General features: G+C 65.4%; 20 protein-coding genes. 11 read left to right on the plus strand and 9 right to left on the minus strand.

Translation table 11 applies throughout. The features are described from left to right. Window positions 1-324 precede the first annotated feature (324 nt). Window positions 325-1587, minus strand: a complete 1263-nt coding sequence (locus BMI01S_RS25825) for an MFS transporter (protein ID WP_028231967.1) — start codon at window positions 1585-1587, stop codon at window positions 325-327. A gap of 113 nt (window positions 1588-1700) precedes the next feature. On the opposite strand from BMI01S_RS25825, the gene BMI01S_RS25830 reads away from it, so the two are divergent. Together BMI01S_RS25830 and BMI01S_RS25835 are read left to right on the plus strand one after the other, a co-directional pair. After that, window positions 1701-2582, plus strand: coding sequence for a LysR substrate-binding domain-containing protein (locus tag BMI01S_RS25830; protein WP_028231968.1), 882 nt, complete (start codon window positions 1701-1703; stop codon window positions 2580-2582). 467 nt (window positions 2583-3049) lie between these two features. After that, window positions 3050-3442: a BON domain-containing protein gene (locus BMI01S_RS25835; protein ID WP_028214676.1), complete on the plus strand. Its 393-nt coding sequence runs from the start codon at window positions 3050-3052 to the stop codon at window positions 3440-3442. Window positions 3443-3593: 151 nt separating this feature from the next. On the opposite strand, the gene BMI01S_RS25840 is transcribed toward BMI01S_RS25835, so the two are convergent. After that, complete coding sequence (locus tag BMI01S_RS25840) at window positions 3594-4547, minus strand: LysR family transcriptional regulator (RefSeq protein WP_028231969.1); 954 nt, start codon at window positions 4545-4547, stop codon at window positions 3594-3596. Window positions 4548-4870: 323 nt separating this feature from the next. On the opposite strand from BMI01S_RS25840, the gene BMI01S_RS25845 reads away from it, so the two are divergent. Both BMI01S_RS25845 and mmsB read left to right on the plus strand, forming a co-directional pair. Continuing rightward, window positions 4871-6397 (plus strand): CoA-acylating methylmalonate-semialdehyde dehydrogenase, encoded by a 1527-nt coding sequence (locus BMI01S_RS25845; RefSeq protein ID WP_028214678.1) that lies wholly within the window; start codon window positions 4871-4873, stop codon window positions 6395-6397. Between the two features lie 51 nt (window positions 6398-6448). After that, window positions 6449-7339, plus strand: a complete 891-nt coding sequence (gene mmsB / locus BMI01S_RS25850) for a 3-hydroxyisobutyrate dehydrogenase (RefSeq protein WP_028214679.1) — start codon at window positions 6449-6451, stop codon at window positions 7337-7339. Between the two features lie 58 nt (window positions 7340-7397). On the opposite strand, the gene BMI01S_RS25855 is transcribed toward mmsB, so the two are convergent. Further along, the gene (locus tag BMI01S_RS25855; protein WP_028231970.1) at window positions 7398-8453 is read right to left on the minus strand and encodes a phytoene/squalene synthase family protein; all 1056 of its coding nucleotides are present in this window, start codon (window positions 8451-8453) and stop codon (window positions 7398-7400) included. A gap of 203 nt (window positions 8454-8656) precedes the next feature. Beyond that, on the minus strand, window positions 8657-9607 hold the full coding sequence (locus BMI01S_RS25860; protein ID WP_028231971.1) for a LysR substrate-binding domain-containing protein: 951 nt from the start codon (window positions 9605-9607) through the stop codon (window positions 8657-8659). A gap of 116 nt (window positions 9608-9723) precedes the next feature. Between BMI01S_RS25860 and BMI01S_RS25865 the strand changes: the two genes are divergently transcribed. Both BMI01S_RS25865 and BMI01S_RS25870 read left to right on the plus strand, forming a co-directional pair. Then, window positions 9724-10899 (plus strand): M20 aminoacylase family protein, encoded by a 1176-nt coding sequence (locus BMI01S_RS25865; RefSeq protein ID WP_028231972.1) that lies wholly within the window; start codon window positions 9724-9726, stop codon window positions 10897-10899. 51 nt (window positions 10900-10950) lie between these two features. Next, complete coding sequence (locus BMI01S_RS25870) at window positions 10951-12273, plus strand: MFS transporter (RefSeq protein ID WP_028231973.1); 1323 nt, start codon at window positions 10951-10953, stop codon at window positions 12271-12273. Window positions 12274-12519: 246 nt separating this feature from the next. Here the strand turns inward: BMI01S_RS25870 and BMI01S_RS25875 are convergent, their stop codons facing one another. Beyond that, window positions 12520-12744 (minus strand): hypothetical protein, encoded by a 225-nt coding sequence (locus tag BMI01S_RS25875; RefSeq protein WP_028231974.1) that lies wholly within the window; start codon window positions 12742-12744, stop codon window positions 12520-12522. A 165-nt stretch (window positions 12745-12909) separates the two neighbouring features. Further along, window positions 12910-13275 (minus strand): hypothetical protein, encoded by a 366-nt coding sequence (locus tag BMI01S_RS25880; RefSeq protein ID WP_028214685.1) that lies wholly within the window; start codon window positions 13273-13275, stop codon window positions 12910-12912. 402 nt (window positions 13276-13677) lie between these two features. Here BMI01S_RS25880 and BMI01S_RS25885 point away from each other — a divergent pair, with 402 nt between their 5' ends. Next, the gene (locus BMI01S_RS25885) at window positions 13678-14334 is read left to right on the plus strand and encodes a peroxiredoxin (RefSeq protein WP_028214686.1); all 657 of its coding nucleotides are present in this window, start codon (window positions 13678-13680) and stop codon (window positions 14332-14334) included. Window positions 14335-14452: 118 nt separating this feature from the next. On the opposite strand, the gene BMI01S_RS25890 is transcribed toward BMI01S_RS25885, so the two are convergent. Genes BMI01S_RS25890 through BMI01S_RS25900 form a run of 3 tightly spaced genes read right to left on the minus strand, consistent with a single transcriptional unit; the run spans window position 14453 to window position 17194 of the window. Continuing rightward, window positions 14453-15316, minus strand: a complete 864-nt coding sequence (locus BMI01S_RS25890; protein WP_036021030.1) for an ABC transporter permease — start codon at window positions 15314-15316, stop codon at window positions 14453-14455. 19 nt (window positions 15317-15335) lie between these two features. Continuing rightward, window positions 15336-16130 (minus strand): ABC transporter ATP-binding protein, encoded by a 795-nt coding sequence (locus BMI01S_RS25895; RefSeq protein WP_028214688.1) that lies wholly within the window; start codon window positions 16128-16130, stop codon window positions 15336-15338. Between the two features lie 44 nt (window positions 16131-16174). Next, window positions 16175-17194: an ABC transporter substrate-binding protein gene (locus BMI01S_RS25900; protein WP_028214689.1), complete on the minus strand. Its 1020-nt coding sequence runs from the start codon at window positions 17192-17194 to the stop codon at window positions 16175-16177. A 200-nt stretch (window positions 17195-17394) separates the two neighbouring features. Here BMI01S_RS25900 and BMI01S_RS25905 point away from each other — a divergent pair, with 200 nt between their 5' ends. From BMI01S_RS25905 to hutU, 4 genes are all read left to right on the plus strand, one after another. Continuing rightward, a complete protein-coding gene (locus BMI01S_RS25905; RefSeq protein ID WP_028214690.1) occupies window positions 17395-18072 on the plus strand; it encodes a response regulator in 678 nt (225 codons plus the stop codon). A gap of 18 nt (window positions 18073-18090) precedes the next feature. Beyond that, entirely contained in the window at window positions 18091-19500 is a 1410-nt protein-coding gene (locus BMI01S_RS25910) for a sensor histidine kinase (RefSeq protein ID WP_028231975.1), read from the plus strand. Between the two features lie 163 nt (window positions 19501-19663). After that, a complete protein-coding gene (hutC, locus tag BMI01S_RS25915) occupies window positions 19664-20377 on the plus strand; it encodes a histidine utilization repressor (protein WP_028214692.1) in 714 nt (237 codons plus the stop codon). A gap of 428 nt (window positions 20378-20805) precedes the next feature. Continuing rightward, the coding region (gene hutU, locus BMI01S_RS25920; RefSeq protein WP_042290969.1) for a urocanate hydratase at window positions 20806-22132 on the plus strand (1327 nt) is incomplete at its 3' end.

Below are 22132 nucleotides of genomic sequence, written 5' to 3' on the forward strand. Positions count from 1 at the left end.
TGAGCGGACCCTTTGCGGATCGGAAAACTTCGAACGCGCTGCGCGAGTCAGCCGTTTTCCCGCGCGTCTTCCCGAATCAATCGTAGAACCGGCCGGATAAGCCGGCAAACCGTCCGAAAAGACGGCTAAGTCCCGGAAAGTCCGCTGAAGTGCGTGCGGTGGTGCGTCGGGCATTTCCGTTCGAAAACGGATTTTCTCATGCCGTGCGCCATTGGCACATCCGGAGTATCGCAGGCCAGGCCGGGATCGAGATGCGCAGCACGGGCTAGCGCGAGAGGGGTATCCCGCCCGGCGCGCCGCGCGCGGGGCGGCAAAGCCGGTGCCTTATTGCGTTTCGACTGCGCGGCGCGGCGCGGTGGCATGCCGCGACGGCATGAAATACCAGGCAGCGCCGGCCACCTGCATGACGACGAGGACGGCCCACACCGTCTGATGCGCGAGGGCGGGGTAATGCCCGTCGAGTGCCGGCCAGTGGGCGAGCGCGGCGCCGATCGCGATCTGCAGAACGAAGATGCCGATGAAGATCACGAGCGTGAACGTGGTGTTCACGCGGCCAATCAGGCGCGGCGGGAAATATTCGGCGAGCACCGCGTAGGTGAGAATGCCGGTGCCGCCGAGCGCGCCATAAGCGGCCCAGAGCAAGGGCGCGGACAGCGGCACGCGGGCTGCCAGCATGGCTTGCACGAGCACGAAGAGCAGCATCGTGACGCCGGAGAAGCGCTGGACGCTCACGCCGCGCCGCTCGAAGCTGCGCGCGAGCGCGCCGAAGCCGATATTGCCCACGATGAATGCGCCGCCCAGCACGGAAACGAGCGAGGCGGCGCGTGCGCCGATATCGGCGGTGCCCGCCGGCACGACGTCGCGCAGGAAGGCGCCGACCCACAGCGACTGCATGGCATAGAACACGGCCTGGGTGAGCGCGGAGAAAGTCGCGGTCTTCCAGAACGCATGGCTGCGCAGGATGTGCGCGGTGCCCTTGAACTGCTCGAGCACGCTGGCCTGGTGATGGGTGGCCTGGTGATGGGTGTCGCGTGTGCGCGGACCGCCGGTCCAGATGATGGCGGCCACTAGCACCGTGAAGGCCGCGAGCCCGAGGCTCACCGCGCGCCACGGGGCGATCGCGAGCAGCCACGAAAGCGGGGCGCCTACGGCGACGCCGCCAAGCCCACCCACGGCCATCACGAGTCCATTGACGAGGGTGAGTTGCGCGACGGGAAAGTGCTGTGCCGTGGCCTTGAATGCGCCGCCGAGGCAAACCGACACGCCCACGCCGATCAGGAGCCGGCCCACCATCATCGCGGCCATGTTGTGCGAGACGCCGAAGATGAACGCGCCCGCCGCGGCCACGAGCATGACGCAAGCCGTGACGCGGCGCGGCCCGTAGTGGTCGAGCAGCACGCCGCCCGGGATCTGCGCCCCGGCGAAGCCGAGGAAATAGAGGCTCGTCAGCGTGCCCAGATCGGTCGCCGTGAAGCCCATTTCGCGCGCGAGAAACGGCGCAAAACCGAGATTGACGCCGCGAAACAGGTACGAAATGAAATAGCCGAGCGCGAATACCGCGAAAACGCGCAGTCTGAGTGAGGTCATGGTGCGGGTAGAGCCAGAAAGCCGTCTGAATACCTGGCTGTCGATTATTGGCGATTGCCGTGGGCGGGGCCAGCGAGAGATTTCGGACGGCATTGTGAGTAAAATTTGACGTCATGGCCCGACCTCTCCCTCCTCTGCAGGCGCTACGCGCGCTCGAAGCCGCCGCGCGGCGGCGCAGCTTCAGCCGCGCCGCGGAAGAACTGCATTTGACGCACAGCGCCGTGAGCCATCACCTGCGCGCCCTCGAAACGGAGCTGGGCGTCGAGCTCTTTCGCCGCTCGGGCAGCCGCATGATTCCCACCGCCGCGGGCGCGCAGCTGGCCGAGCGCGTGCGCCGCAGCCTCGACGACCTGCGCGATGCGCTCGACGCTACGCGGCCCGGCTTGAGCGGCGTGACGCGGCTCGAACTGAGCGTGATGTCCGATTTCGCTTCCGTCTGGCTGATTCCGCGCCTGGGCGACTTTTACGACCGTCATCCGATGGTCGACCTTTCGCTGCGCATGCATGCCGACGTCACGCCGCCCGACCCCTATCCGTTCGACATCGGCATCTGGCATCGCCGGGTGGACGAGCCTGGTTTCCAGATCCGCAAGCTGCTCGACGACCAGGTGGTGGCGGTTTGCAGCCCGGCGTTGCTCGCGCGCCATCCGGGCTTTCGCATCGAAGATCTTGCAAGCATGCCGCTGCTGCGCTTTTCCCGCCGCTCATGGCGCGACTTTTTCGAAGCCGCGGGCGTGGCCGGAGAGGAACCCGAGCGCGGGCCCGTGTTCGACGACGCAGGCCTGCTGCTGCAGGCAACGGTGGCCGGGCAGGGTGCGGCTACGGCCCGGCTGCAACTGGCGCGCGGCTTCATCGAACGTGGCGAACTGGTGCAGTTGGGGCAGGTCCGCATTCCGGCCTCGCTCGACTATTACTTCACATGGCGCGAGGGACATCCGCGCGAAGCGGCGATCCAGCAGTTCTATCGATGGGTAAAGACGCAATTGGCCAATTGACGCGACCCGCCGCCCTTATTTGTTGCGGATTCGCTATTCGGGTTAACCGCTGCCCGCATATTGTCAACGCTGCTTGCGTGATGTGCGTTGCTGTTCGAATAACGGAGCTCAATAACGAAACGCATGTCATTGCCCGCTGATTCATATCGCATGACCGTGCCGATCATGCTCGAACAAATTGCACAAAGACGTTTAACAGCGGAATGGATGGGGCAATTCGTGAAGCCATCGAATCCATCGGTGCATGAAGGATTCACTATTTGGGCAATCCACCTTTTCGTCTGCAGAATGCCGTGAGAAGTGTGGCGTGGAATCACAGTTTGGGCCCGCTTCGTGTCAAGAATGAAATAGTTGCGGTATTGTTACTTCCCATCGCGGTTTGGCGCGCGAATGTTTTGTAGTCATTGGTGTAGTGAACGGGCCCGTTCGTGGGCCAGAAATAAAACTGTGACAACAGGAGAAACTGCATGAAGGCTATTCAGGTGTTCAAGCTTGCCGCAGCCACCGCTCTGGTGGCGGCTTCGTTCCAGGTCTATGCACAGGACGCTTCGGCCCCGGCTGCTGCCGCCGCAAGCGGTCCGACGGCCACCGCCCAGCACAACGTCAACCAGTCGAAGGCAGCGTTGAAGCAGGCCCGCGCAGCCAACCGCGCGCTGAGCCGCAAGGTCCGTTCGGCCCTCGCCCGTACCAACAACCTCAGCGTTTCGAACATCACCGTGCGCGCGAAGGACGGCGCCGTCACCCTGCAAGGCACCGTGCCCGAGCAGTCGCAGATCGAGCGCGCCGGCAGTGTCGCCAAGGGCGTCGATGGCGTGACGTCGGTGCACAACGCGCTGACGATCCGCCCGGTTGGGACCTGAGCATCGCTAGCCGGCGCACCCCTCGCTTTTCGAGGCGCGGGTGAGGCCGGAGCGGGTGTCTCCGGGTTTTGCTGAAGGCCGCACATGCAGTCCAGTTCGTGGACTGCATGTGCGGTTTTTTATTGCATCCCGTGTGCGGTGCAGCCGGATTTCAGGGCTCGACGTAATGCATTTCCGGAGATTCCCCCATCAGCAACGGCCGATTGGCATCGGCGGCCGCGCGCAGGTAATCCCAGAGCGACGTGATGCGCCGCAGTTTGCGCAGGTCTTCGCGGCTGCATAGCCAGAAGCGCCGCGTCACGGCGATTTCGTCGGGCAGGATCGGCACGAGGCGCGGGTCCGGCTCGGCCATGAAGCACGGCAGGATCGCGAGCGCGCTGCCCTGCAACGCAGCGTGGTACTGCGCGATCACGCTGGTGCTGCACAGATTCGCGGTCACGTTCGGCGCTGTGCGTTCGAGGTAGAGCAACTCGTGGCTGAACGCGAGATCGGCGACGTAGCTGATGAAGGCGTGATCGCGCAAATCGGCGGGCGTGCGGATGCGGGGGTGGCGCGCCAGGTACGCCGGCGTGCCGTACAGGCGCAACCGGTAATCGCATAGTTTCGTGTACACGTACTGCCCGCGCTCGGGGCGCTCCAGCATGATCGCGAGGTCGGCTTCGCGCTTCGAAAGACTCACGAAATGCGGCACGGGCAGCAGGTCGATCGACATGTCGGGATGCTGGCCTGTGAAGCGCGCCAGCTGTGGCGCAAGAAAGAAGCAGCCGAAGCCCTCCGTCGAACCCACGCGCACATGGCCCGAAAGCGACTGCGCGCCGATCGCGAACTGCTCGCTGGCCGACTGCACGGTGGTTTCCACGGCGTCGGCGTAGGCGAGCAGGCGCTGGCCTTCTGCCGTCAGCACGAAGCCGCCCGAGCGCGACTTGTCGAACAGGACCGTGCCTAGCGCCGCCTCCAGCTCTCGTACACGGCGCGCGACCGTGGTGTGGTCCACGCCCAGGCGCTTTGCGGCGCCGCTCGCTCGCTGCGTTCGCGCGACTTCCAGGAAATAGCGCAAATCGTCCCAGTTCAGTGTCTCCATTTTGCCCGTTGTGTGTTTTTGCATGTCGGATGGGCTTTTTCATCTATATGCCGTGGATATTCGAATAACTATACTCGCTTAAAGAGCGCCACATCTGTACATAGCGCCACTACGAACAAGGATGGAGACAACCGATGCAAACGCAGTCGATTCCCCTGCATGCTGCGGCCGCGCCCGTTCCCGGCACGCCTTTCCAGATGTCGCCCGCCTCCATCCCCCGCATGCCCAGCGTGACGGCAGCCGCTCGCATGCCGCGCTCGCGAGGCGATTGAAGACGCCGCGCTTTCCACCCATTTCGCTATATCCGGCCCAGGCCGGCCGATCGAATCCTTCAGGGAGAGTTCAAGATGAACGCAGTGACTCAGGCATCCAACGCGCACGTTTCGACCGTCAAGCTGCTGATCGATGGCGAGTTCGTCGAGTCGAAAACGACGGAGTGGCGCGACATCGTCAATCCCGCTACGCAGGAAGTGCTGGCGCGCGTGCCATTCGCGACCGTCGAGGAAGTGGACCGGGCCGTGAAGGCCGCGCACGCCGCATTCGCCACGTGGAAGAACACGCCGCTCGGCACGCGTATGCGCATCATGCTCAAGCTCCAGGCGTTGATACGCGAGAACATGCCGCGCATCGCGCAGACGCTCACCGCCGAGCAGGGCAAGACGCTGCCCGACGCCGAGGGCGACATCTTCCGCGGCCTCGAAGTGGTCGAGCACGCCTGCTCGATCGGCACATTGCAGCAAGGCGGCTTCGCCGAGAACGTGGCGGGCGGCGTGGACACCTATACGCTGCAGCAGCCGCTAGGCGTGTGCGCCGGCATCACGCCGTTCAACTTCCCTGCGATGATCCCGCTGTGGATGTTCCCGATGGCGATCGTCTGCGGCAATACGTTCGTGCTCAAACCTTCGGAGCAGGACCCGCTCTCGACGATGCAGCTCGTCGAGCTCGCGCTCGAAGCCGGCATTCCGAAGGGCGTGCTCAACGTCGTGCATGGCGGCAAGGAAGTCGTCGACGCGATCTGCACGCACGATCTCGTGAAGGCGATTTCGTTCGTCGGTTCGACGGCCGTCGGCACGCACGTCTATCGTCTCGGCAGCGAGCACGGCAAGCGCGTGCAGTCGATGATGGGCGCGAAGAATCACGCGGTCGTGCTGCCCGACGCGAATCGCGAGCAGGCGCTCAACGCGCTCGTGGGCGCGGCGTTCGGCGCGGCGGGCCAGCGCTGCATGGCGACCTCGGTGGCCGTGTTCGTGGGCGCGGCGCAAGAGTGGGTGGGCGAGCTGGTGGAAAAGGCGAAGACGCTCAAGGTCAACGCGGGCCACGAGCCGAAGACCGATGTCGGTCCGGTCGTCTCGCGCACGGCGAAGGCCCGCATTCTCGGCCTGATCGAGTCGGGCGTGAAGCAGGGCGCGACGCTCTCGCTCGACGGGCGCGACGTGAAGGTGCTGGGCTACGAGAACGGCAACTTCGTCGGTCCCACGGTGTTCACGAACGTGAAAACCGATATGGACATCTACACGAACGAGATCTTCGGGCCGGTGCTCGTGGTGCTCACGGCGAACACGCTCGACGAAGCCATCGCCATCGTCAACGCGAATCCGTTCGGCAACGGCGTGGGCCTCTTCACGCAAAGCGGCGCGGCGGCGCGCAAGTTCCAGAGCGAGATCGACATCGGGCAGGTCGGCATCAACATTCCGATTCCGGTGCCGGTGCCGTATTTCAGCTTCACGGGCTCGCGCGGCTCGAAGCTCGGCGATCTCGGCCCGTACGGCAAGCAGGTCGTGCAGTTCTACACGCAGACGAAGACGGTCACCGCGCGCTGGTTCGACGACGCGACCGTGAGCGACGGCGTGAACACGACGATCAGCCTGCGCTGATGCGCCGTCCGTAAGCGATAAGGGATGCTGAACAATAACGGAGACAGGCTCATGAAAATCGGATTTGTCGGGCTGGGCCACATGGGCGCGCCGATGGCGCTCAACCTGCTCAAGGCGGGCCATACGGTGGCGGTGTTCGACCTGAGCGCGAGCGCGATGCAGACGCTCGCCGACGCGGGCGCGCAGAAGGCGGCATCGGCGAAGGCGGCGGCAGGCGGCGCGGAGTGCGTCATCACGATGCTGCCCGCGGCGGCGCACGTGCGCAGCGTGCTCACCGCGGAGGACGGCGTGCTCGCGGGCATCGCGAAGGGCGTGACGATCATCGATTCGAGCACGATCGATCCGGCGAGCGTGAAGGAGTTCGCGAAGCTCGCCGCGGCGCAGGGCAACGCGTTCGTCGACGCGCCGGTCTCGGGCGGCACGGGCGGCGCGGCGGCGGGCACGCTCACCTTCATGGTGGGCGGCAGCGCGGCGCTCTACGAGAGCGTGAAGCCGGTGCTCTCGGGCATGGGCAAGAACATCGTCCATTGCGGCGAGACGGGCACGGGGCAGGTGGCGAAGATCTGCAACAACCTCGTGCTCGGCGTCACGATGGCCGGCGTGGCCGAGGCGATGGCGCTGGGCGAGGCGCTGGGCATCGACCCGAAAGTGCTGGGCGGGATCATGAACACATCCACGGGCCGCTGCTGGAGCTCGGATACCTACAACCCGTACCCGGGCGTGATCGAGACCGCGCCTTCGTCGCGCGGCTACACGGGCGGCTTCGGCACCGACCTCATGCTCAAGGATCTAGGCCTCGCCACCGACGCCGCGAAAGCCGCGCATCAGCCCGCATATATGGGCGCGCTCGCGCAGCAGCTCTATCAGGCCATGAGCAGCCGCGGCGACGGCAAGCTCGATTTTTCGGCAATCATCAAGCTGTATCGTGCGCAGCAAGGTTGAGCGCGGCCGCGCATCCCGCAAAGGCGCGCTGTGAAGCGCGCTTTTTTTGTGCCTGGCTTCAGTGCTTGATACGGGCCTCGATGCGCGCGAAAAGCCGCTTGAACCACTTGCCGAGCTGCGCATTCGAAGGCGCGAGGAAGAGGGAGCAGGCCAGGATGCGATAGACATCGTGGCGCGTGATTTTGGAGGTCTTCGCGGGATCGAGCCAGTCGTCGTTTTCGACGAGGCGTTCGAGCGTTTCGAGCCCGATGAGGATCGGCCACAGGCATGCGAGCCGCAGGCGCACCGAAAGGCGCGGCAGCGCGAGCGTATAGTCGATGGCCGCGCGGAAGTGATCGAGCGCGATACGCACGAGTTCGAGCATGATCGGGTGCGCGCGCGCCGACGCGCCAGGCTGCAGGAGATCCTGCGCGCTCAGCCCGGCCTGGGCAAGCATCGTCGCGGGCAGATAGCAGCGGCCGATGCGCAGATCCTTGCCGCAGTCGCGCAGCACGTTGACCATCTGCAAGGCCTTGCCGAAGCGGACGCCGCGCGCGCACATGGTCTCTTCGAGCGAGGGCGCGAGCGCGCCCGGCAAATGCATGTACGTCATCTTCGTCCAGAACTCGCCCACGCAGCCCGCGACCAGGTACGTGTAGCGGTCGAGCTCGTCCCACGTATTGAGCGCCGCCACCTGGCCCGAACGCTCGTCGGGGAACGTGCGCAAATCGAATTCCATGCCTTCGGTGAGCGTCGTGACGATCTCGCGCACGGCCTTGCGATCGGGCTCGTCGAGCTGCTCGAGCACTTGCAGCGCGCCGCCCAGCGATTCGAGCAGCAGTTTCTCGTCCGACTGCGTTTGCTGGCCCGCGACCTCGCCCGCCAGACGCGCGAGCAGATTGTCGTCCTTGTCGGCACCGTTCACGCGTTCACGTAACGCGAGCAGCAAGGCGAGCCGCCGTTCGGGCGGAATCAGCGCGGTGTCGGCGATGGTGTCGGCCGCTCGCGCGAGCAGGTAAGCCTCGCCGACAGGATCGCGCATGCCGGTTGGCAGCACGCGCATCGTGAGGTAGAACGAACGGGAAACACCTTTGAGCAACGGGCCTAGCAGGAAGCCCCGGATAGAATTCTGCATGTGGGGTAGAGGCAGCGAGAGACGGATCGGACGCAGCCGCATTGTATCTTGGACGAAGGGTTGGCAAGGGCTAGTCAGGCCGCGCCTTGGGCTGTTCTTGTATTCGCGTCGGCATGCGAGCGTTGCCCCGCACAGGGGCAACGCTAATGTACCGACGTGAAAACAAGAAAAGGCCAAAGCATCAAAAACACCGACAAAAACAATCAGATCAGCAATTCAAGCGTGTGATACAGCCGCCTGCGCTCGGGATTCGCCGAACCCTCACCCGCGTGAATCGCCTCCTTGAGGCATTCCAGAAAGCAGTCGGCCGCGGCGGAGAGCGGCACGCCGCGCCGTGCGACCACACTCACCACCGTACGGTCCACTTCTTCCTGAAGCGCGAGGGCGCGCAGGTTTTCACGCGCGATGCGCGTTTCCACGAGCGGCCAGGGGAAGATGCTCACCATGTCCGTATTCATGATGAGTCCCATCGCCACCACGAACGAATGCGCGAGATGCACGTTCTGCGGCAGCGGCAGGCCGTGGCGGCGGAACACATCGTCGGCGATCATCTCCTTGCTTGCCGGATCCCAGTTGAGCAACCATTCGCAGTCCTGAAGCTCCTTGAGCGTATGCGCCTGGGAGCGCGGATGACCCTTGCGCACGACCACGGCCGACTCCGTAGCGAAGATCGGCGTTTGCGTGAATTCAGCATGCAACGAGGCAGGGCCTGGCTTGCCTAGCGAGAAGTCCAGCGAGCCGTCGCGCAGCCGCGGCATCACGATATTGAGCAGTCCTTCGTAGAACTCCAGCTGCATGCCGGGCATGCGCTCGCGGAACAGCGTGACGGCGTCGGGCAGGAACGACAGCGCGAGCCACGGCGTCACGCCGATCGCGAGTTTGCCGCCGCCGCGCCCGCGCCGCGCGTCGAGTTCGTCCTGGGCGCGCGACATCTGGTGCACGACGAGCCGCGCATGCACGAGCAGCGCCTGACCGGCTTCCGTGAAGGCGATGCCGTTGGCGTTACGCGTGACGAGCGCGATTTGCTGCTCGGCTTCGAGTTCGCGCACCGCTTTCGTCGCGGCCGCCGGCGAGATGCCGAGCTGTCGCGCGGCGGCGCGAATGCTGCCGGTGTCGGCCATGGCGACGAGCGCGCGGAACTGGTGGAACTTCATAAGGGATTACCCGAGTGCGCACTTCCGGTTGGCGGGGCAACCATTTTAGGGCTGTCGGTGCAATTGCGACGTCATTATTCTCGAGCGAATTCACACTGTCCGTTGAGGGAATTCGTATGAACACGATGGCTATCCCGGCTGCGATCGCCGCGATCGAAGAGGAGATGATCGCGCTGCGCCACGAGATCCACGCGCATCCGGAACTGGGCTTCGAAGAGTTCGTCACGAGCGACCTCGTCGCACAGCGCCTCACCGGGTGGGGCTACGAGGTGCACCGCGGTCTCGGCGGCACGGGCGTCGTGGGCACGCTCAAGGTGGGCGACGGCAAGCAGCGCCTCGGCCTGCGCGCCGACATGGACGCGCTGCCTATTCACGAGAACACCGGCCTCGAGTACGCGAGCCGCATTCCCGGCACGATGCACGCGTGCGGCCACGACGGACACACCGCCATGCTGCTCGCGGCGGCCAAGCATCTCGCGCAATCGCGCAATTTCAATGGCACGCTGCACCTCATTTTCCAGCCCGCCGAAGAAGGCCTGGGCGGTGCGAAGCGCATGCTCGACGAGGGCCTGTTCGAGCGATTTCCCTGCGACGCCGTGTTCGCCATGCACAACATGCCCGGTTTCCCCACCGGCAAGCTCGGCTTCCGCGCAGGGCCGTTCATGGCTTCGTCGGACACGGTGATCATCGACATCGACGGGCGCGGCGGTCATGGCGCGATGCCGCATAAGGCGATCGACCCGGTGGTGGTGTGCGCCAACGTCGTGCTCGCGCTGCAGACGATCGTGTCGCGTAACGTGCCGCCGCTCGACATGGCGATCGTGACCGTGGGCGCGATTCACTCGGGCGACGCCCCTAACGTGATTCCGCAAACCGCGCAAATGCGGCTTTCGGTGCGCGCACTGCGCCCTGAAGTGCGCGATTTGCTGCAGGCGCGCATCACCGCGCTCGTCCACGCGCAGGCGAGCGCCTATGGCGCGACGGCGCGCATCGACTACCAGCGCCGCTATCCGGTGCTCGTGAACGACGAGGCGATGACCGCGTTCGCGCAAGATGTCGCGCGCGACTGGCTCGGCGAGGAAGGGCTGATTCACGACATGGAGCCGCTCACGGGCAGCGAGGACTTCTCGTTCCTGCTCGAGCGCCGCCCGGGCAGCTACCTCGTCATCGGGAACGGCGATGGGGAAGGCGGCTGCATGGTGCACAACCCCGGCTACGACTTCAACGACGACTGTCTCGCCACGGGCGCCACATACTGGGTGCGGCTCGCCGAGCGCTTCCTGCGCGGCTGAAGCCGGCCACGGCCGACACCAAAGACACGAGACACAGGGAGGAGACCCACGATGAACGCCACCCCGCTTCAGGCGCCAGCGGCCGCACCGGCGGCCACGCGCGGCTCGCGAGCAAAGGCCATTTTCGCGATCACGCTCGGCAATGGGCTCGAGTTCTTCGACTTCACGGTCTACAGCTTCTTTGCCTCCATCATCGGCTCGCTTTACTTTCCGGTGCATGGCTCGCTGAACCAGTTGATGCTGGCCGTGGGCAGCTTCGGCGTGGGCTTTGTCGCGCGGCCCATCGGCGGCATCGTGATCGGTGCGTTCGCCGACCGCGTGGGCCGCAAGGCCGCCATGACGCTCACGCTGTGGCTCATGGCGCTCGGCTCCGCGCTCATTGCGTTCGCGCCCACCTATCAGCAGATCGGACTCGCGGCGCCTGCGCTGATCCTGTTCGCGCGTCTCGTGCAAGGCTTCGCGCTGGGCGGCGAAGTGGGCGCCTCCACGTCGCTCCTGCTCGAATACGCCGACGACCGCTCGCGCGGTTTCTACGGCAGCTGGCAGTTCGTGAGCCAGGGGCTCAACATGGTGCTCGGCTCGCTCATCGGCGTGGCGCTCTCCACCACGCTCTCGCAGGCCGCGCTCGAAAGCTGGGGCTGGCGTGTGCCGTTCGTGATCGGCATGCTGGTCGTGCCGGTGGGCGTGTACATTCGCCGCCATCTCGACGAAACGCTCGCGCACCCTGTCGACGCGGAAGACACCCGGCCCGTGGCCGATATGGCGCGCCCGCTGCGCGAGATTTTCGGGCGCCATCGCACGGCGCTCGTGGCCGGCGTCGTCACGACGATCGGCGGCACGGCGGCCAACTATATCGTGCTGTTTTATATGTCGACGTATGCGATCAAGATCCTCGGCCTGCCGATGTCGGTCGGCATGAGCGCGGCGCTGGTCGCGGCGCTCGTCACGGCCGTATGCTCGCCGTTTGCCGGCATGCTGTCCGACCGCGTGGGCCGCAAGTGGGTGATGGGTGTCTCGCGCGTGATGCTCATCGCGGTGATCTATCCCGCGTTCATGGTCATTCATGCCGTGCCGACCATCGCGACGGTGCTCGCCGTCGTGGCCGTGCTGGGCGCGCTCGTCGCGTTCACGGCGGTCCCCAATATCGTCATGCTGCCTGAGCTCTTCCCTCAGTCGATTCGCGTGACGGGGATGTCCGTGGTGTATTGCGTGGGCGTGTCGATCTTCGGCGGCTTTGCGCAATTCTTCGCAACGTGGCTCATCAAGCTGCTCGACAACCCTCTCGCGCCCGCCTGGTATCTGATCGGCTGCGGGGCGGTGTCGATGCTCGCGCTGCCGCTGATTCGCGATCCGGCGGGCCGCCCGCTCGATTGAGAACCCGCAGTGCCAGCCGTTCTATGCGGGCCGTCAGCGGGGGCGTCGCAGGGCGAGAGGTCTTGCCTCACACCCGTTTCCAAGGCGTACGCGAAGGTCAGAACGGGATTTTTCGCCCATAGACCTTCGTGTTTTCGGTCCAGCAGCCGACCTTCCGCGGCGGTATGGTCGCGGGCGGCGTGCATCAAGCCGGAGCGGTGCGGCAGTGATGCGGCGGGGAATCCGGCGCGGGCGCGCAAGTTGGCTTCAGGGCGTTTCCGCTTCGAGCCAGCGCAGCGATTGCGGCGCGGGCTTCGTGGCCTTCGCGGTTGGCTGGCTCTTTTGAGCCGGCTTTGCAGCCTTCTGCAACTGGAGGGAGCGTCCGGTGCTGAGGGTCGAACCATGGCCGCCGGTTTGAGCAAGCGCGGCGGAACTCGCTGACACTAACGCGAATAGCGCGGCGGCGAGCACGAGGGTGGGGTAGCGAGTCATCTGCATTCTCCCGCATGGACGAGCGGCCGGCATAGGGGGACGGGCCGGCGCTGAAAGCGGCAGTATGTTCGGATGATCGTGGCCGCGCATCCATCATTTGATGGAGAAACGAACGGCGTGCGCGTGCGCGGTGAACTCGCGGTGAGGCTGCTATCGAACTGGGCCTTATTCGGCCGGGCGGCGGTCGGCGAGCGCTCGTTCGCAGTCCTTGAGCACTTGCAGAACGAGCTTGGCCTGGTAATTCAAATCGTCGGTATCGAGAATTTCTTCGACGGCGTCTCGCGCCCAGACCGCGTCGACGAACCATGCGTGCTGCTGCGCGATGTCCTGCGCCATGGCGGCGAGCCGCGCGATCGCGAGCCAGTCGGCTTCGCGCGCGTGACGGTCGAGCCACTTGTGCGCCGCCTGAACGTGGAAGGCCGCGTTGGGCCAGGACTCGTTGAGATAGTAGGCTCCGAGGCTCCCGCAGGTGAGCCAGCAGAGCAGTTCCACGCGGTCGCGCGGACTCAGATGGTGGCGTACATCACTCATGGCGACGCTCGCGAAAGTAACAGAGTTCGATTGACGGGTGCATGCAGGCATTCGAATCCGATGACAAAACGATATCACGCCTTGTGGAAAATCGCCTGCCCGCCCGGGCGCTGCCGCACGGATGTTACGTGAATAGCGTCGCCTGGCGGCGGGCGGTATGCAAACCAGGAGTGACACCAGGAACTGGCACGCTGCTATGCGTCGTGCAACGACTCCAGCCTGCGGAAGTATGCCTTGAGCGACAAAGGGGCTAAATGTATGGTAGATGTAATGCAAGTGAAACCAGAAAGAAATTTCATGAGCGCGCCGCGGACTACCTAAAATGCAAAAGCGCGAAGCACTTTCGCGCGTACGCACGCAGACTCTCGCGAACTGAAGATCACTGCATTCAGGAGACTGAAGATGACGATTCGTCTTGGAGAAGATGCACCGGATTTCACTGCGGAGACCACTGAAGGCAAGATTCGTTTTCACGAATGGATCGGCGATCACTGGGCCATCCTGTTCTCGCATCCGAAAGATTTCACGCCCGTCTGCACGACCGAACTCGGCTATATGGCCAAGCTCAAGCCGGAATTCGACAAGCGCAATACGAAGATCATCGGCTTGAGCATCGACCCGGTGAGCGACCACGAGAAGTGGGCGAAGGACATCGAGGAAACGCAGGGCAGCGCCGTCAACTATCCGATGATTGGCGACCCGGACCTGCACGTCGCGAAGCTCTACGACATGATCCATCCGAACGCGAGCGGCGCGAGCCCGCGCTCGGCCGCCGACAACGCCACGGTGCGCTCGGTGTTCCTGATCGGGCCGGACAAGAAGGTGAAGGCGATGCTCGTCTACCCGATGAGTTCCGGCCGCAACTTCGACGAGGTGCTGCGCCTGCTCGATTCGCTGCAACTGACCGCGAAGCACACGGTGGCGACGCCGGTGAACTGGAAGCCCGGCGACGACGTAATCATCCCGACTTCGGTTTCCGACGACGCGGCGAAGCAAAAGTACCCACAGGGCTTCAAGACACTCAAGCCGTATCTGCGCACGGTCGCGCAACCGAAGTAGGGTTGGGGCGCGATGCTGGGCGCCAGAAATAAAAAACGCGGCGCGTTGGCAGTGCGCCGCGGCTCACGGGCCGGGAGGCTTGCGCCTCACGCAGCCCGGACAGGGGAACCTGATCCGGTCAGTTCGAAGGCGCGGGCCGCCATTTCAGGAGGCGCTGCTCGACTGCGGTGAGCAGATAGTCGGCGGCGAGCGCGACCACGGCGAGCACGATCATTGCCGCGAACACGCCGCTCGCGTTGAACGCGCCCTGGGCCGTCGAGATCAGCAGACCGATGCCTTGCTTCGAGCCGAGGAATTCGCCGACCACGGCACCGACCAGCGCGAAGCCGAAGCTCACGTGCAGGCTCGCGAGAATCCAGCTGAGCGCCGAGGGAATCACGACCGAGGTCGTCACCTGGCGGCGCGACGCGCCGAGAATCTGCGCGTTGGCGATCATGTAGCGGTCGGCCTCGCGCACACCCTGGAAGGCATTGGCGAACACCACGAAGAACACCATCACGACCGCGAGCGCGACCTTCGACGCCATGCCGAGCCCGAGCGCGATCACGAACACCGAGCCGAGCACCACGCGCGGAATCGAGTTGGCGATCTTGATATAGAGGCTGAACACGTCGGAGAGCAGCTTGTTGCGGCCGAGCACGATGCCGCAGAACACGCCGGCGACCGAGCCGATGATGAAGCCGAGGCCCGTTTCTTCGAGCGTGACCCAGACCTGCGTGAGCAGCGGCCCTTGCGAGGTGCCGTTCACGAACCAGTCGACGATCTGATCGAAGATCGCGGTGGGCATCGAGAAGAAGAACGGATCGATCCATTTGAGGCGCGCGGCGATTTCCCAGCCGCCCAGCACCACGACGAGCACGAGAATGCGCAGCGCGACGACGAGCGCCTGGCGCTGACGAATGCGCTTTTGCGCGGCTCGCTCGACAGCGTCGAGCGAGGCGGAATCGAGGCCTTGCGGCAGCGTTTGTTGCGGGGTGGACATGATTCGACAGCTCCGGAAGTTAGGCGATCTGCACTTCTTCGCGCAGGTCGTGCCAGATCTGGCGCGACAGCTCGACGAAATGCGGCGCGTAGCGGATCTCGGATGTCACGCGCGGGCGCGGCAGATCGATCTCGTAGACCTTCTTGAGCGTGGCCGGCCGTGCGGTGAGCACGAACACGCGGTCAGCGAGCGCAATGGCTTCTTCGAGATCGTGCGTGACGAACACCACCGACCCCGTGCCGCCCCAAAGCTGCAGCAGCTCGTCTTGCATCAGCGTGCGCGTTTGCATGTCGAGCGCCGAGAACGGCTCGTCCATCAGCAGGATTTCGGGCTTGTTGATGAAGGTCTGCGCAAGCGCCACGCGCTTTCTCATGCCGCCGGAAAGCTGATGCGGATAGTGCTTGCCGAAATTGGCGAGTCCCACGCGGCGCAGCCATTCGTTGGCTTCGTCGTAGGCCGCCGACTTCGAGCGCCCGCGATAGAGCGGCCCCGCCGCCACGTTGTCGAGCACCGAGCGCCACGGGAACACGGCGTCGGCCTGGAACACGAAGCCGATGCGCGGATCGATGCCGTTCACGGGCGCGCCCATCACGCGCACTTCGCCCGTGGTCGGCTTGAGCAACCCCGTGATCATGCTGAGCGTGGTGGACTTGCCGCAGCCCGTAGGCCCGACGATGGCGACGAACTCGCCGCGCGCAACCGACATGCTGAAGTCGCGCAGCGCGACGGTCGCCTTGCCGTCGGGCGAGATGAAGCGGCAGGACACATTGCGCAGCTCGATGGCCGGCGTGCCTTGGGAAAGAGAAGAAGTCATGGTTTCGGTGGGCTGAACGTGGGGCCTTCTGCTTGCCTCGGCGCTTACTTCGACGCCGTGGCCGTCGCGGCCGGCAGATAGTCGTTCGAGTACGTCTTCGCGAGGTCGATGTGCTTGCCCTTCACCGAAGGATTGAACGCCGCGAGCACCTTGAGCACCGTATCCGGGCCGTCCGCGGGCATGCGGCCGTCCTTCGTGAACATCGGCAGCGAGTTCTTCAGCGCGGCCACGTAGAGTTCCTTGTTGCTGCCGTAGTAGTCCTTCGGCATTTTCGAGGCGATTTCGTCGGCGCTATGCGTGGCGATGAAGTTGAGCGTGCGCGAGAATGCATGCGCGAGCTTCGTCGCATCGTCCTTGTGCGATTGCGCCCAGGCGCGCTGCACGTAGAAGCTCGAGGCGGGGTACGTGCCGCCGAGCGCCGCGCGCGTGCCTTCGAGCGTGCGCATGTCGACGAGCACCTTGGCGTCGCCGGTTTGCAGCAGGCGCGAGACCGTGGGCTCCGTGGTCATGCCCGCATCGATGCGGTTCTGCTTGATCGCGGCGATGAAGGTGTTGTCCGCGCCCACCGGCAGCAGCGTGTACTGAGTGGCGGGCACGCCCGCGCGCTGTGCGAGGTACTGCGTGAGGAAGCTCGTGGAGGAGCCGAGGCCCGTCACGCCGAGCGTCTTGCCCTTCACGTCGGCCATGCTCTTCAGCGTGCCGGCCGCAGCGTTCGAGACCATTTCGACCTCGCCCGGCACCTGGCCGAACACCACGAGGGTTTGCACTTCCTTGCCCTTGCTCTGCAGGTCGATGGTGTGGTCGTAGAAGCCCACCACGCCTTGCACCGCGCCCGCGAGCAGTTCGTTCTCGGCGTCCACGCCGGCCGGCTGCGACTGGATCTCGACGTCGAGGCCTTCGTCCTTGAAGTAGCCGAGCTGCTCGGTCAGCTTGGCGGGCAGATAGATGATCTTGGTGGCGCCGCCGACCATGATCGTGATCTTTTCCGCGTGGGCAGCCGTGGAGCCGGCGGCAAGGGCGAACGCGACGCTCGATACGGCGGCGATCTGGCGCAGGGTAGGCATCGTGGAGTCTCCTTTTGCTGGGGCGCCGCGCGTCAAGGGCGGCGCTTTCTGATGGATGAAGTCGATTATAAAAACTGTAAGCCTTCTGCCAGCCTTCCAGGCCCACACGAAAACGTCCGTGTTAACCCGCAGGGCGGCGACCCGCCCGCAACGGCACAATCGATTCCCCCGAAACCTTCGCCGCCTTGCCTGCACCGCCCATGAAGTTGCTGCTGATCGAAGACAATCCCACGCTGGCGCACTGGCTCGTCAGGACGCTGGAGGCGCAGGCGTTCGCCTTCGACGCCGTGCAGGACGGCGAGGCCGCCGACCAGCTGCTGCGGTCCAATCACTACGACGTGGTGCTGCTCGACCTCAATCTGCCGAAGCTCTCGGGCAAGAACGTGCTGAGGCGGCTGCGTCAGCGCGGCGACCCGACGCCCGTGATGGTGCTCACGGCAAGCGGCTCGATCGACGAAAAGGTGGAGCTGCTCGGTGCGGGCGCCGATGACTACCTCGTCAAGCCTTTCGAGGTGCGCGAACTCGTGGCGCGCATCAAGGTGCTGATTCGCCGGCAGACGCCCGCGCGCGCGAACGAAATCGGCTGCGGCGATCTCGTTTTCGACATCAACACGCGCCAGTTCGCGTTGAAGGGCGCGCCGCTGAACGTGACGCCACGCGAGCGCACGGTGCTCGAAACGCTGATTCTGCGGCTCGGCCAGACGGTTTCGAAGGCCGCGCTCGTCGATGCGATCTTCACGCTCGCCGACGAGCCCAGCGAGGACGCCATCGAAATCTACGTCTCCCGGCTGCGCAAGAAGCTCGAAGGCAGTTCGGCCGTGATCGTCACGCTGCGCGGCCTCGGCTATCTGCTGCGCAGGAAGGACGAGGCGCTATGACGACGAACGCGTGCCGCCATGACCGGTAGCCTGCGCATCCGGCTCCTGTGGTGGATGCTCGTGCCGCTCGCGCTCTACGTGAGCTTCACGGCGACCTCCGAGTATCGCGCCGCCCGCCAGACCGCCGATCTCGTGCAGGACGGGGGGCTGCTTTCGTCCGCGCGCATGATCGCGGGTTCGGTGCAATGGGCGGACGGCGCGTTGCGCGCCGACGTGCCGCCCGCGGCGCTCGAACTCTTCGCCTCGCCGCAGCAGGACCAGGTGTTCTACAACGTACGCGTGGAGGGCGGCTCGCTGCTCGCGGGCATGCCCGACTTTCCGCATGCGGCTTCGGCGCCCGCCGTCGATGCGCCCGTGTGGTACGACGCGGCGCTGCGCGATCAGGCCGTGCGTGCGGTGAGCGTGGTGCGCTCCATGTACGACAACGGCCACATCTCGCGCGTGCGCGTTTCGGTGGGCAAGACCGAGCGCTCGCGCGACGCGATGGTCGAGGCCTTGTGGCGTCCCCAGCTGCTGCGCCAGATCGGCATGGTCATGCTGGCCGTGGCGCTCGCCTGCATCGGCCTCACGTTCGAGCTGCGCCCGCTCATGAAGCTCAAGAACGACGTGGCCGACCGCGATCCTTCGCATCTCGAACCGGTTCGCGCGGCAGGGCTGCATACCGAGCTGCGGCCCGTTGTCGATGCGATCAATCAATGCATCGCACGCCTCTCCGCGCAGACGGCGGCGCAGCGCCGCTTCATCGCCGATGCGGCGCACCAGTTGCGCACGCCGCTCACGCTGCTCGGCACGCAACTGCAGTACGCGCGCCAGCAAAAGGCCGTGGATCCCGCGCTCGACGAGGTGCTGGCGGCCATGCACCAGAGCAACCGCTCGATGGTCGCGCTCACGAACCAGTTGCTGCTGCTCGCGCAGGCCGAGGCGCTCGACCCCGCCCAGTTGCCGGCCGCACCCGTCGACGTAGCGCAGCTCGCGCGCGAAGTGGTGGAAGCGCTCGCGCTGCTCGCGCAGACGCGCGGCATCGATCTCGGCGCGGAGTTGCCGGACGAGCCCGGGCAGGCGGTGGTGGCGGGGCATCGCGAGCTGTTGCGCGCGATGGTCAGCAATCTCGTCGACAATGCGCTGCGCTATACGCCCGCAGGCGGGCATGTGACGGTGTCGGTGCAGGCGAGCGGCGAGACGGTCGCCCTCGAAGTGCTCGACGACGGCCGCGGCATTCCCGCGGAAGCGCGCGCACGTGTGTTCGAGCCTTTTTTCCGCGCCGCGGCCGAGACGGAAGGCACCGGCCTTGGGCTTGCGATCGTGCGGGAGATCGCGCAGTCGCATCGCGGCGCGGTGAGCCTGAGTCCGGGCGTGGACGGGCGGGGTGTGCGCGCGCGCGTGGTGCTCGTGCGCTGGCAGGCTGCGCTCGCCGCCGAGCCCGTATAACAGCAGACGCGGGGCGCGCGGCGGTGCGATGCCGTGCCGGACTGCCTCGCCGATCGCGCGCGGCCGCGCTTTAAGGGGCGGTACAATGTGGGCCGCCGCAGCTCCGGGCCGAACCGGGCGGCCCTTGTTCCGGCGACCTCCCGTTCATTCGAAGATCGAGACCATGCAAAAGAAGACGGTCCGCAGTGCCCCTCTGCCCGCCTATGAACAGATCAAGCGCCACGTGCTTGCGCAGATCGAAAGCGGCGACCTGCGGCCCGGCGACGTGGTGCCGTCCGAAACGGAACTCGTGAAGGAGTTCGGCGTTGCGCGCATGACGGTGTCGCGCGCGCTGCGCGAGCTGATGGCCGAAGGCGTGCTGAACCGCGTGCGTGGATCGGGCACTTACGTGGCGCCGCGCCAGTACGAATCGACGGTGCTGCAGATCCGCAATATCGCCGACGAAATCGCGGCGCGCGGCCATCGCCATTCGGCGCGCGTGCTGGCGCTCGAGTCGAGCGACGATCCGACTGCGATCGCCGAACTCGAGCTGGACGCCGGGCCGGTGTTCCACTCGCGCATCGTGCACAGCGAAGAAGGCGAGCCGATCCAGTACGAAGACCGCTACGTGAATCCCGAGGTGTTCCCCGATTACCTGGCTCAGGACTTCACGGTCGAAACGCCGAATCACTATATGGTGCGCCTCGCGCCGATCCAGCGTGCCGAGTTCCGCATCTACGCACAGAAGCCCGACGCGCGCGTGCGCCAATATCTGGAAATGGAGATCGGCGAGCCGTGCCTGCTGTTGCTGCGCCGCACGTGGGTGGGACCTCACGTGGCGACGGCCGTGCGCCTGTGGCATCCGGCTTCGCGCTTTCATCTGGCGGGCACGGTTTGACGCGGCACGGGCCGCTCTTTTTCCGACTTCTCGTTCGCCCGCAGTCCCCCCGCCGCTGAAGCGCGTTTGCCATTCGGATGCAAGCGCGCAGTCGTTCCCTACCTCTATCTCTCCAGAGCCCGCCTTTTTGGTAGGGCGGGCGTCGCCCCGTCGCGCCGGACGCGTTGTGGGGCATCGTGCTGTTTGCCGAGGTCTTGTCTAGTCATGGCGCTGCGCGGCGCGCGTGCCGGTTCCTCGTTCCGGATCGTCGAACGCTGGCAAATACGCCAGGGTAACTACCTACCCTGGTTTTATTGAAACGAGTTGTATATACAACTTGGCGGCGTTAGACTTAATCCACGTTGCAGCGCTCATTGCCTTCTACGTTGAAGGCGTCGCACAGGCGGAGCGCCGTCCATCAGCCTGCTATCCAGACCCGAACGAACGCCATGAACCACCCGAACTTCACCGCCCCCCGCCTCGATCCGACCCGCACGATCCGCGCGCCGCGCGGCGCGGAGAAGGTCTGCAAGACCTGGCTTGCGGAAGCCGCCTACCGGATGATCCAGAACAATCTGGACCCCGAGGTCGCCGAGCATCCGCATGCACTCGTGGTGTACGGCGGCATTGGCCGCGCCGCGCGCAACTGGGAGTGTTTCGACCAGATCCTCGCGTCGCTGAAGGACCTGAACGAAGACGAGACGCTGCTGATCCAGTCGGGCAAGCCCGTGGGCGTGTTCCGCACGCACGCCGACGCGCCGCGCGTGCTGCTCGCGAACTCGAACCTCGTGCCGCACTGGGCCACGTGGGAGCATTTCCACGAACTGGACCGCAAGGGCCTCATGATGTACGGCCAGATGACGGCGGGCAGCTGGATCTACATCGGCTCGCAGGGCATCGTGCAGGGCACCTACGAAACCTTCTATTCGGTCGCGAACCAGCACTTCAACGGCGACCCGAAGGGCCGCTGGATCCTCACCGGCGGTCTGGGCGGCATGGGCGGCGCGCAGCCGCTCGCGGCGACCATGGCGGGCTTCTCGATGATCGCCGTGGAATGCGACGAGACGCGCATCGACTTCCGCCTGAAGACGCGCTACGTGGACCGCAAGGCGAAGACCATCGACGAGGCGCTCGCCATCGTCGCGGAAGCGAAGCACACGGGCAAGCCGGTTTCGGTGGGCCTGCTCGGCAACGCGGCGGACGTGTTCGCCGAGTTCGTGAAGCGCGGCATCACGCCCGACTGCGTGACGGATCAGACGAGCGCGCACGATCCCATCAACGGTTATCTGCCGCAGGGCTGGACAGTCGCGCAGTGGCGCGAAGCGCAGAAGGTTGCGCCCGAAACGATCGTGAAGGTCGCGAAGGAATCGATGGCCAACCAGGTGCGCGCGATGCTCACGCTGCAGGCGCGCGGGGCGGCCACGCTCGACTACGGCAACAACATCCGCCAGATGGCGCTGGAAATGGGCGTGGAAAACGCGTTCGATTTCCCGGGCTTCGTGCCCGCGTATATCCGTCCGCTGTTCTGCGAGGGCAAGGGGCCGTTCCGCTGGGTCGCGCTCTCGGGCGATCCCGAGGACATCTACAAGACGGACGCGAAGGTCAAGGAGCTGATTCCCGACGATCCGCACCTGCACAACTGGCTCGACATGGCGCGCGAGCGCATCGCATTCCAGGGGCTGCCGGCGCGTATCTGCTGGGTGGGCGTGAAGGATCGCTATCGTCTCGGCCAGGCGTTCAACGAGATGGTGAAGAACGGTGAGCTGAAGGCGCCGA

The sequence above is a fragment of the Paraburkholderia mimosarum LMG 23256 = NBRC 106338 genome, from assembly GCF_000739815.1.
GTDB classification, from domain to species: Bacteria; Pseudomonadota; Gammaproteobacteria; order Burkholderiales; family Burkholderiaceae; genus Paraburkholderia; species Paraburkholderia mimosarum.

What these genes read in the sequence shown, in the direction of transcription:
- BMI01S_RS25825 (WP_028231967.1), bottom strand. Translation starts at nt 1,587, where the DNA reads ATGACCTCACTCAGACTGCGCGTTTTCGCGGTATTCGCGCTCGGCTAT.
- BMI01S_RS25830 (WP_028231968.1), top strand. Translation starts at nt 1,701, where the DNA reads ATGGCCCGACCTCTCCCTCCTCTGCAGGCGCTACGCGCGCTCGAAGCC.
- BMI01S_RS25835 (WP_028214676.1), top strand. Translation starts at nt 3,050, where the DNA reads ATGAAGGCTATTCAGGTGTTCAAGCTTGCCGCAGCCACCGCTCTGGTG.
- BMI01S_RS25840 (WP_028231969.1), bottom strand. Translation starts at nt 4,547, where the DNA reads ATGCAAAAACACACAACGGGCAAAATGGAGACACTGAACTGGGACGAT.
- BMI01S_RS25845 (WP_028214678.1), top strand. Translation starts at nt 4,871, where the DNA reads ATGAACGCAGTGACTCAGGCATCCAACGCGCACGTTTCGACCGTCAAG.
- mmsB (WP_028214679.1), top strand. Translation starts at nt 6,449, where the DNA reads ATGAAAATCGGATTTGTCGGGCTGGGCCACATGGGCGCGCCGATGGCG.
- BMI01S_RS25855 (WP_028231970.1), bottom strand. Translation starts at nt 8,453, where the DNA reads ATGCAGAATTCTATCCGGGGCTTCCTGCTAGGCCCGTTGCTCAAAGGT.
- BMI01S_RS25860 (WP_028231971.1), bottom strand. Translation starts at nt 9,607, where the DNA reads ATGAAGTTCCACCAGTTCCGCGCGCTCGTCGCCATGGCCGACACCGGC.
- BMI01S_RS25865 (WP_028231972.1), top strand. Translation starts at nt 9,724, where the DNA reads ATGAACACGATGGCTATCCCGGCTGCGATCGCCGCGATCGAAGAGGAG.
- BMI01S_RS25870 (WP_028231973.1), top strand. Translation starts at nt 10,951, where the DNA reads ATGAACGCCACCCCGCTTCAGGCGCCAGCGGCCGCACCGGCGGCCACG.
- BMI01S_RS25875 (WP_028231974.1), bottom strand. Translation starts at nt 12,744, where the DNA reads ATGACTCGCTACCCCACCCTCGTGCTCGCCGCCGCGCTATTCGCGTTA.
- BMI01S_RS25880 (WP_028214685.1), bottom strand. Translation starts at nt 13,275, where the DNA reads ATGAGTGATGTACGCCACCATCTGAGTCCGCGCGACCGCGTGGAACTG.
- BMI01S_RS25885 (WP_028214686.1), top strand. Translation starts at nt 13,678, where the DNA reads ATGACGATTCGTCTTGGAGAAGATGCACCGGATTTCACTGCGGAGACC.
- BMI01S_RS25890 (WP_036021030.1), bottom strand. Translation starts at nt 15,316, where the DNA reads ATGTCCACCCCGCAACAAACGCTGCCGCAAGGCCTCGATTCCGCCTCG.
- BMI01S_RS25895 (WP_028214688.1), bottom strand. Translation starts at nt 16,130, where the DNA reads ATGACTTCTTCTCTTTCCCAAGGCACGCCGGCCATCGAGCTGCGCAAT.
- BMI01S_RS25900 (WP_028214689.1), bottom strand. Translation starts at nt 17,194, where the DNA reads ATGCCTACCCTGCGCCAGATCGCCGCCGTATCGAGCGTCGCGTTCGCC.
- BMI01S_RS25905 (WP_028214690.1), top strand. Translation starts at nt 17,395, where the DNA reads ATGAAGTTGCTGCTGATCGAAGACAATCCCACGCTGGCGCACTGGCTC.
- BMI01S_RS25910 (WP_028231975.1), top strand. Translation starts at nt 18,091, where the DNA reads ATGACCGGTAGCCTGCGCATCCGGCTCCTGTGGTGGATGCTCGTGCCG.
- hutC (WP_028214692.1), top strand. Translation starts at nt 19,664, where the DNA reads ATGCAAAAGAAGACGGTCCGCAGTGCCCCTCTGCCCGCCTATGAACAG.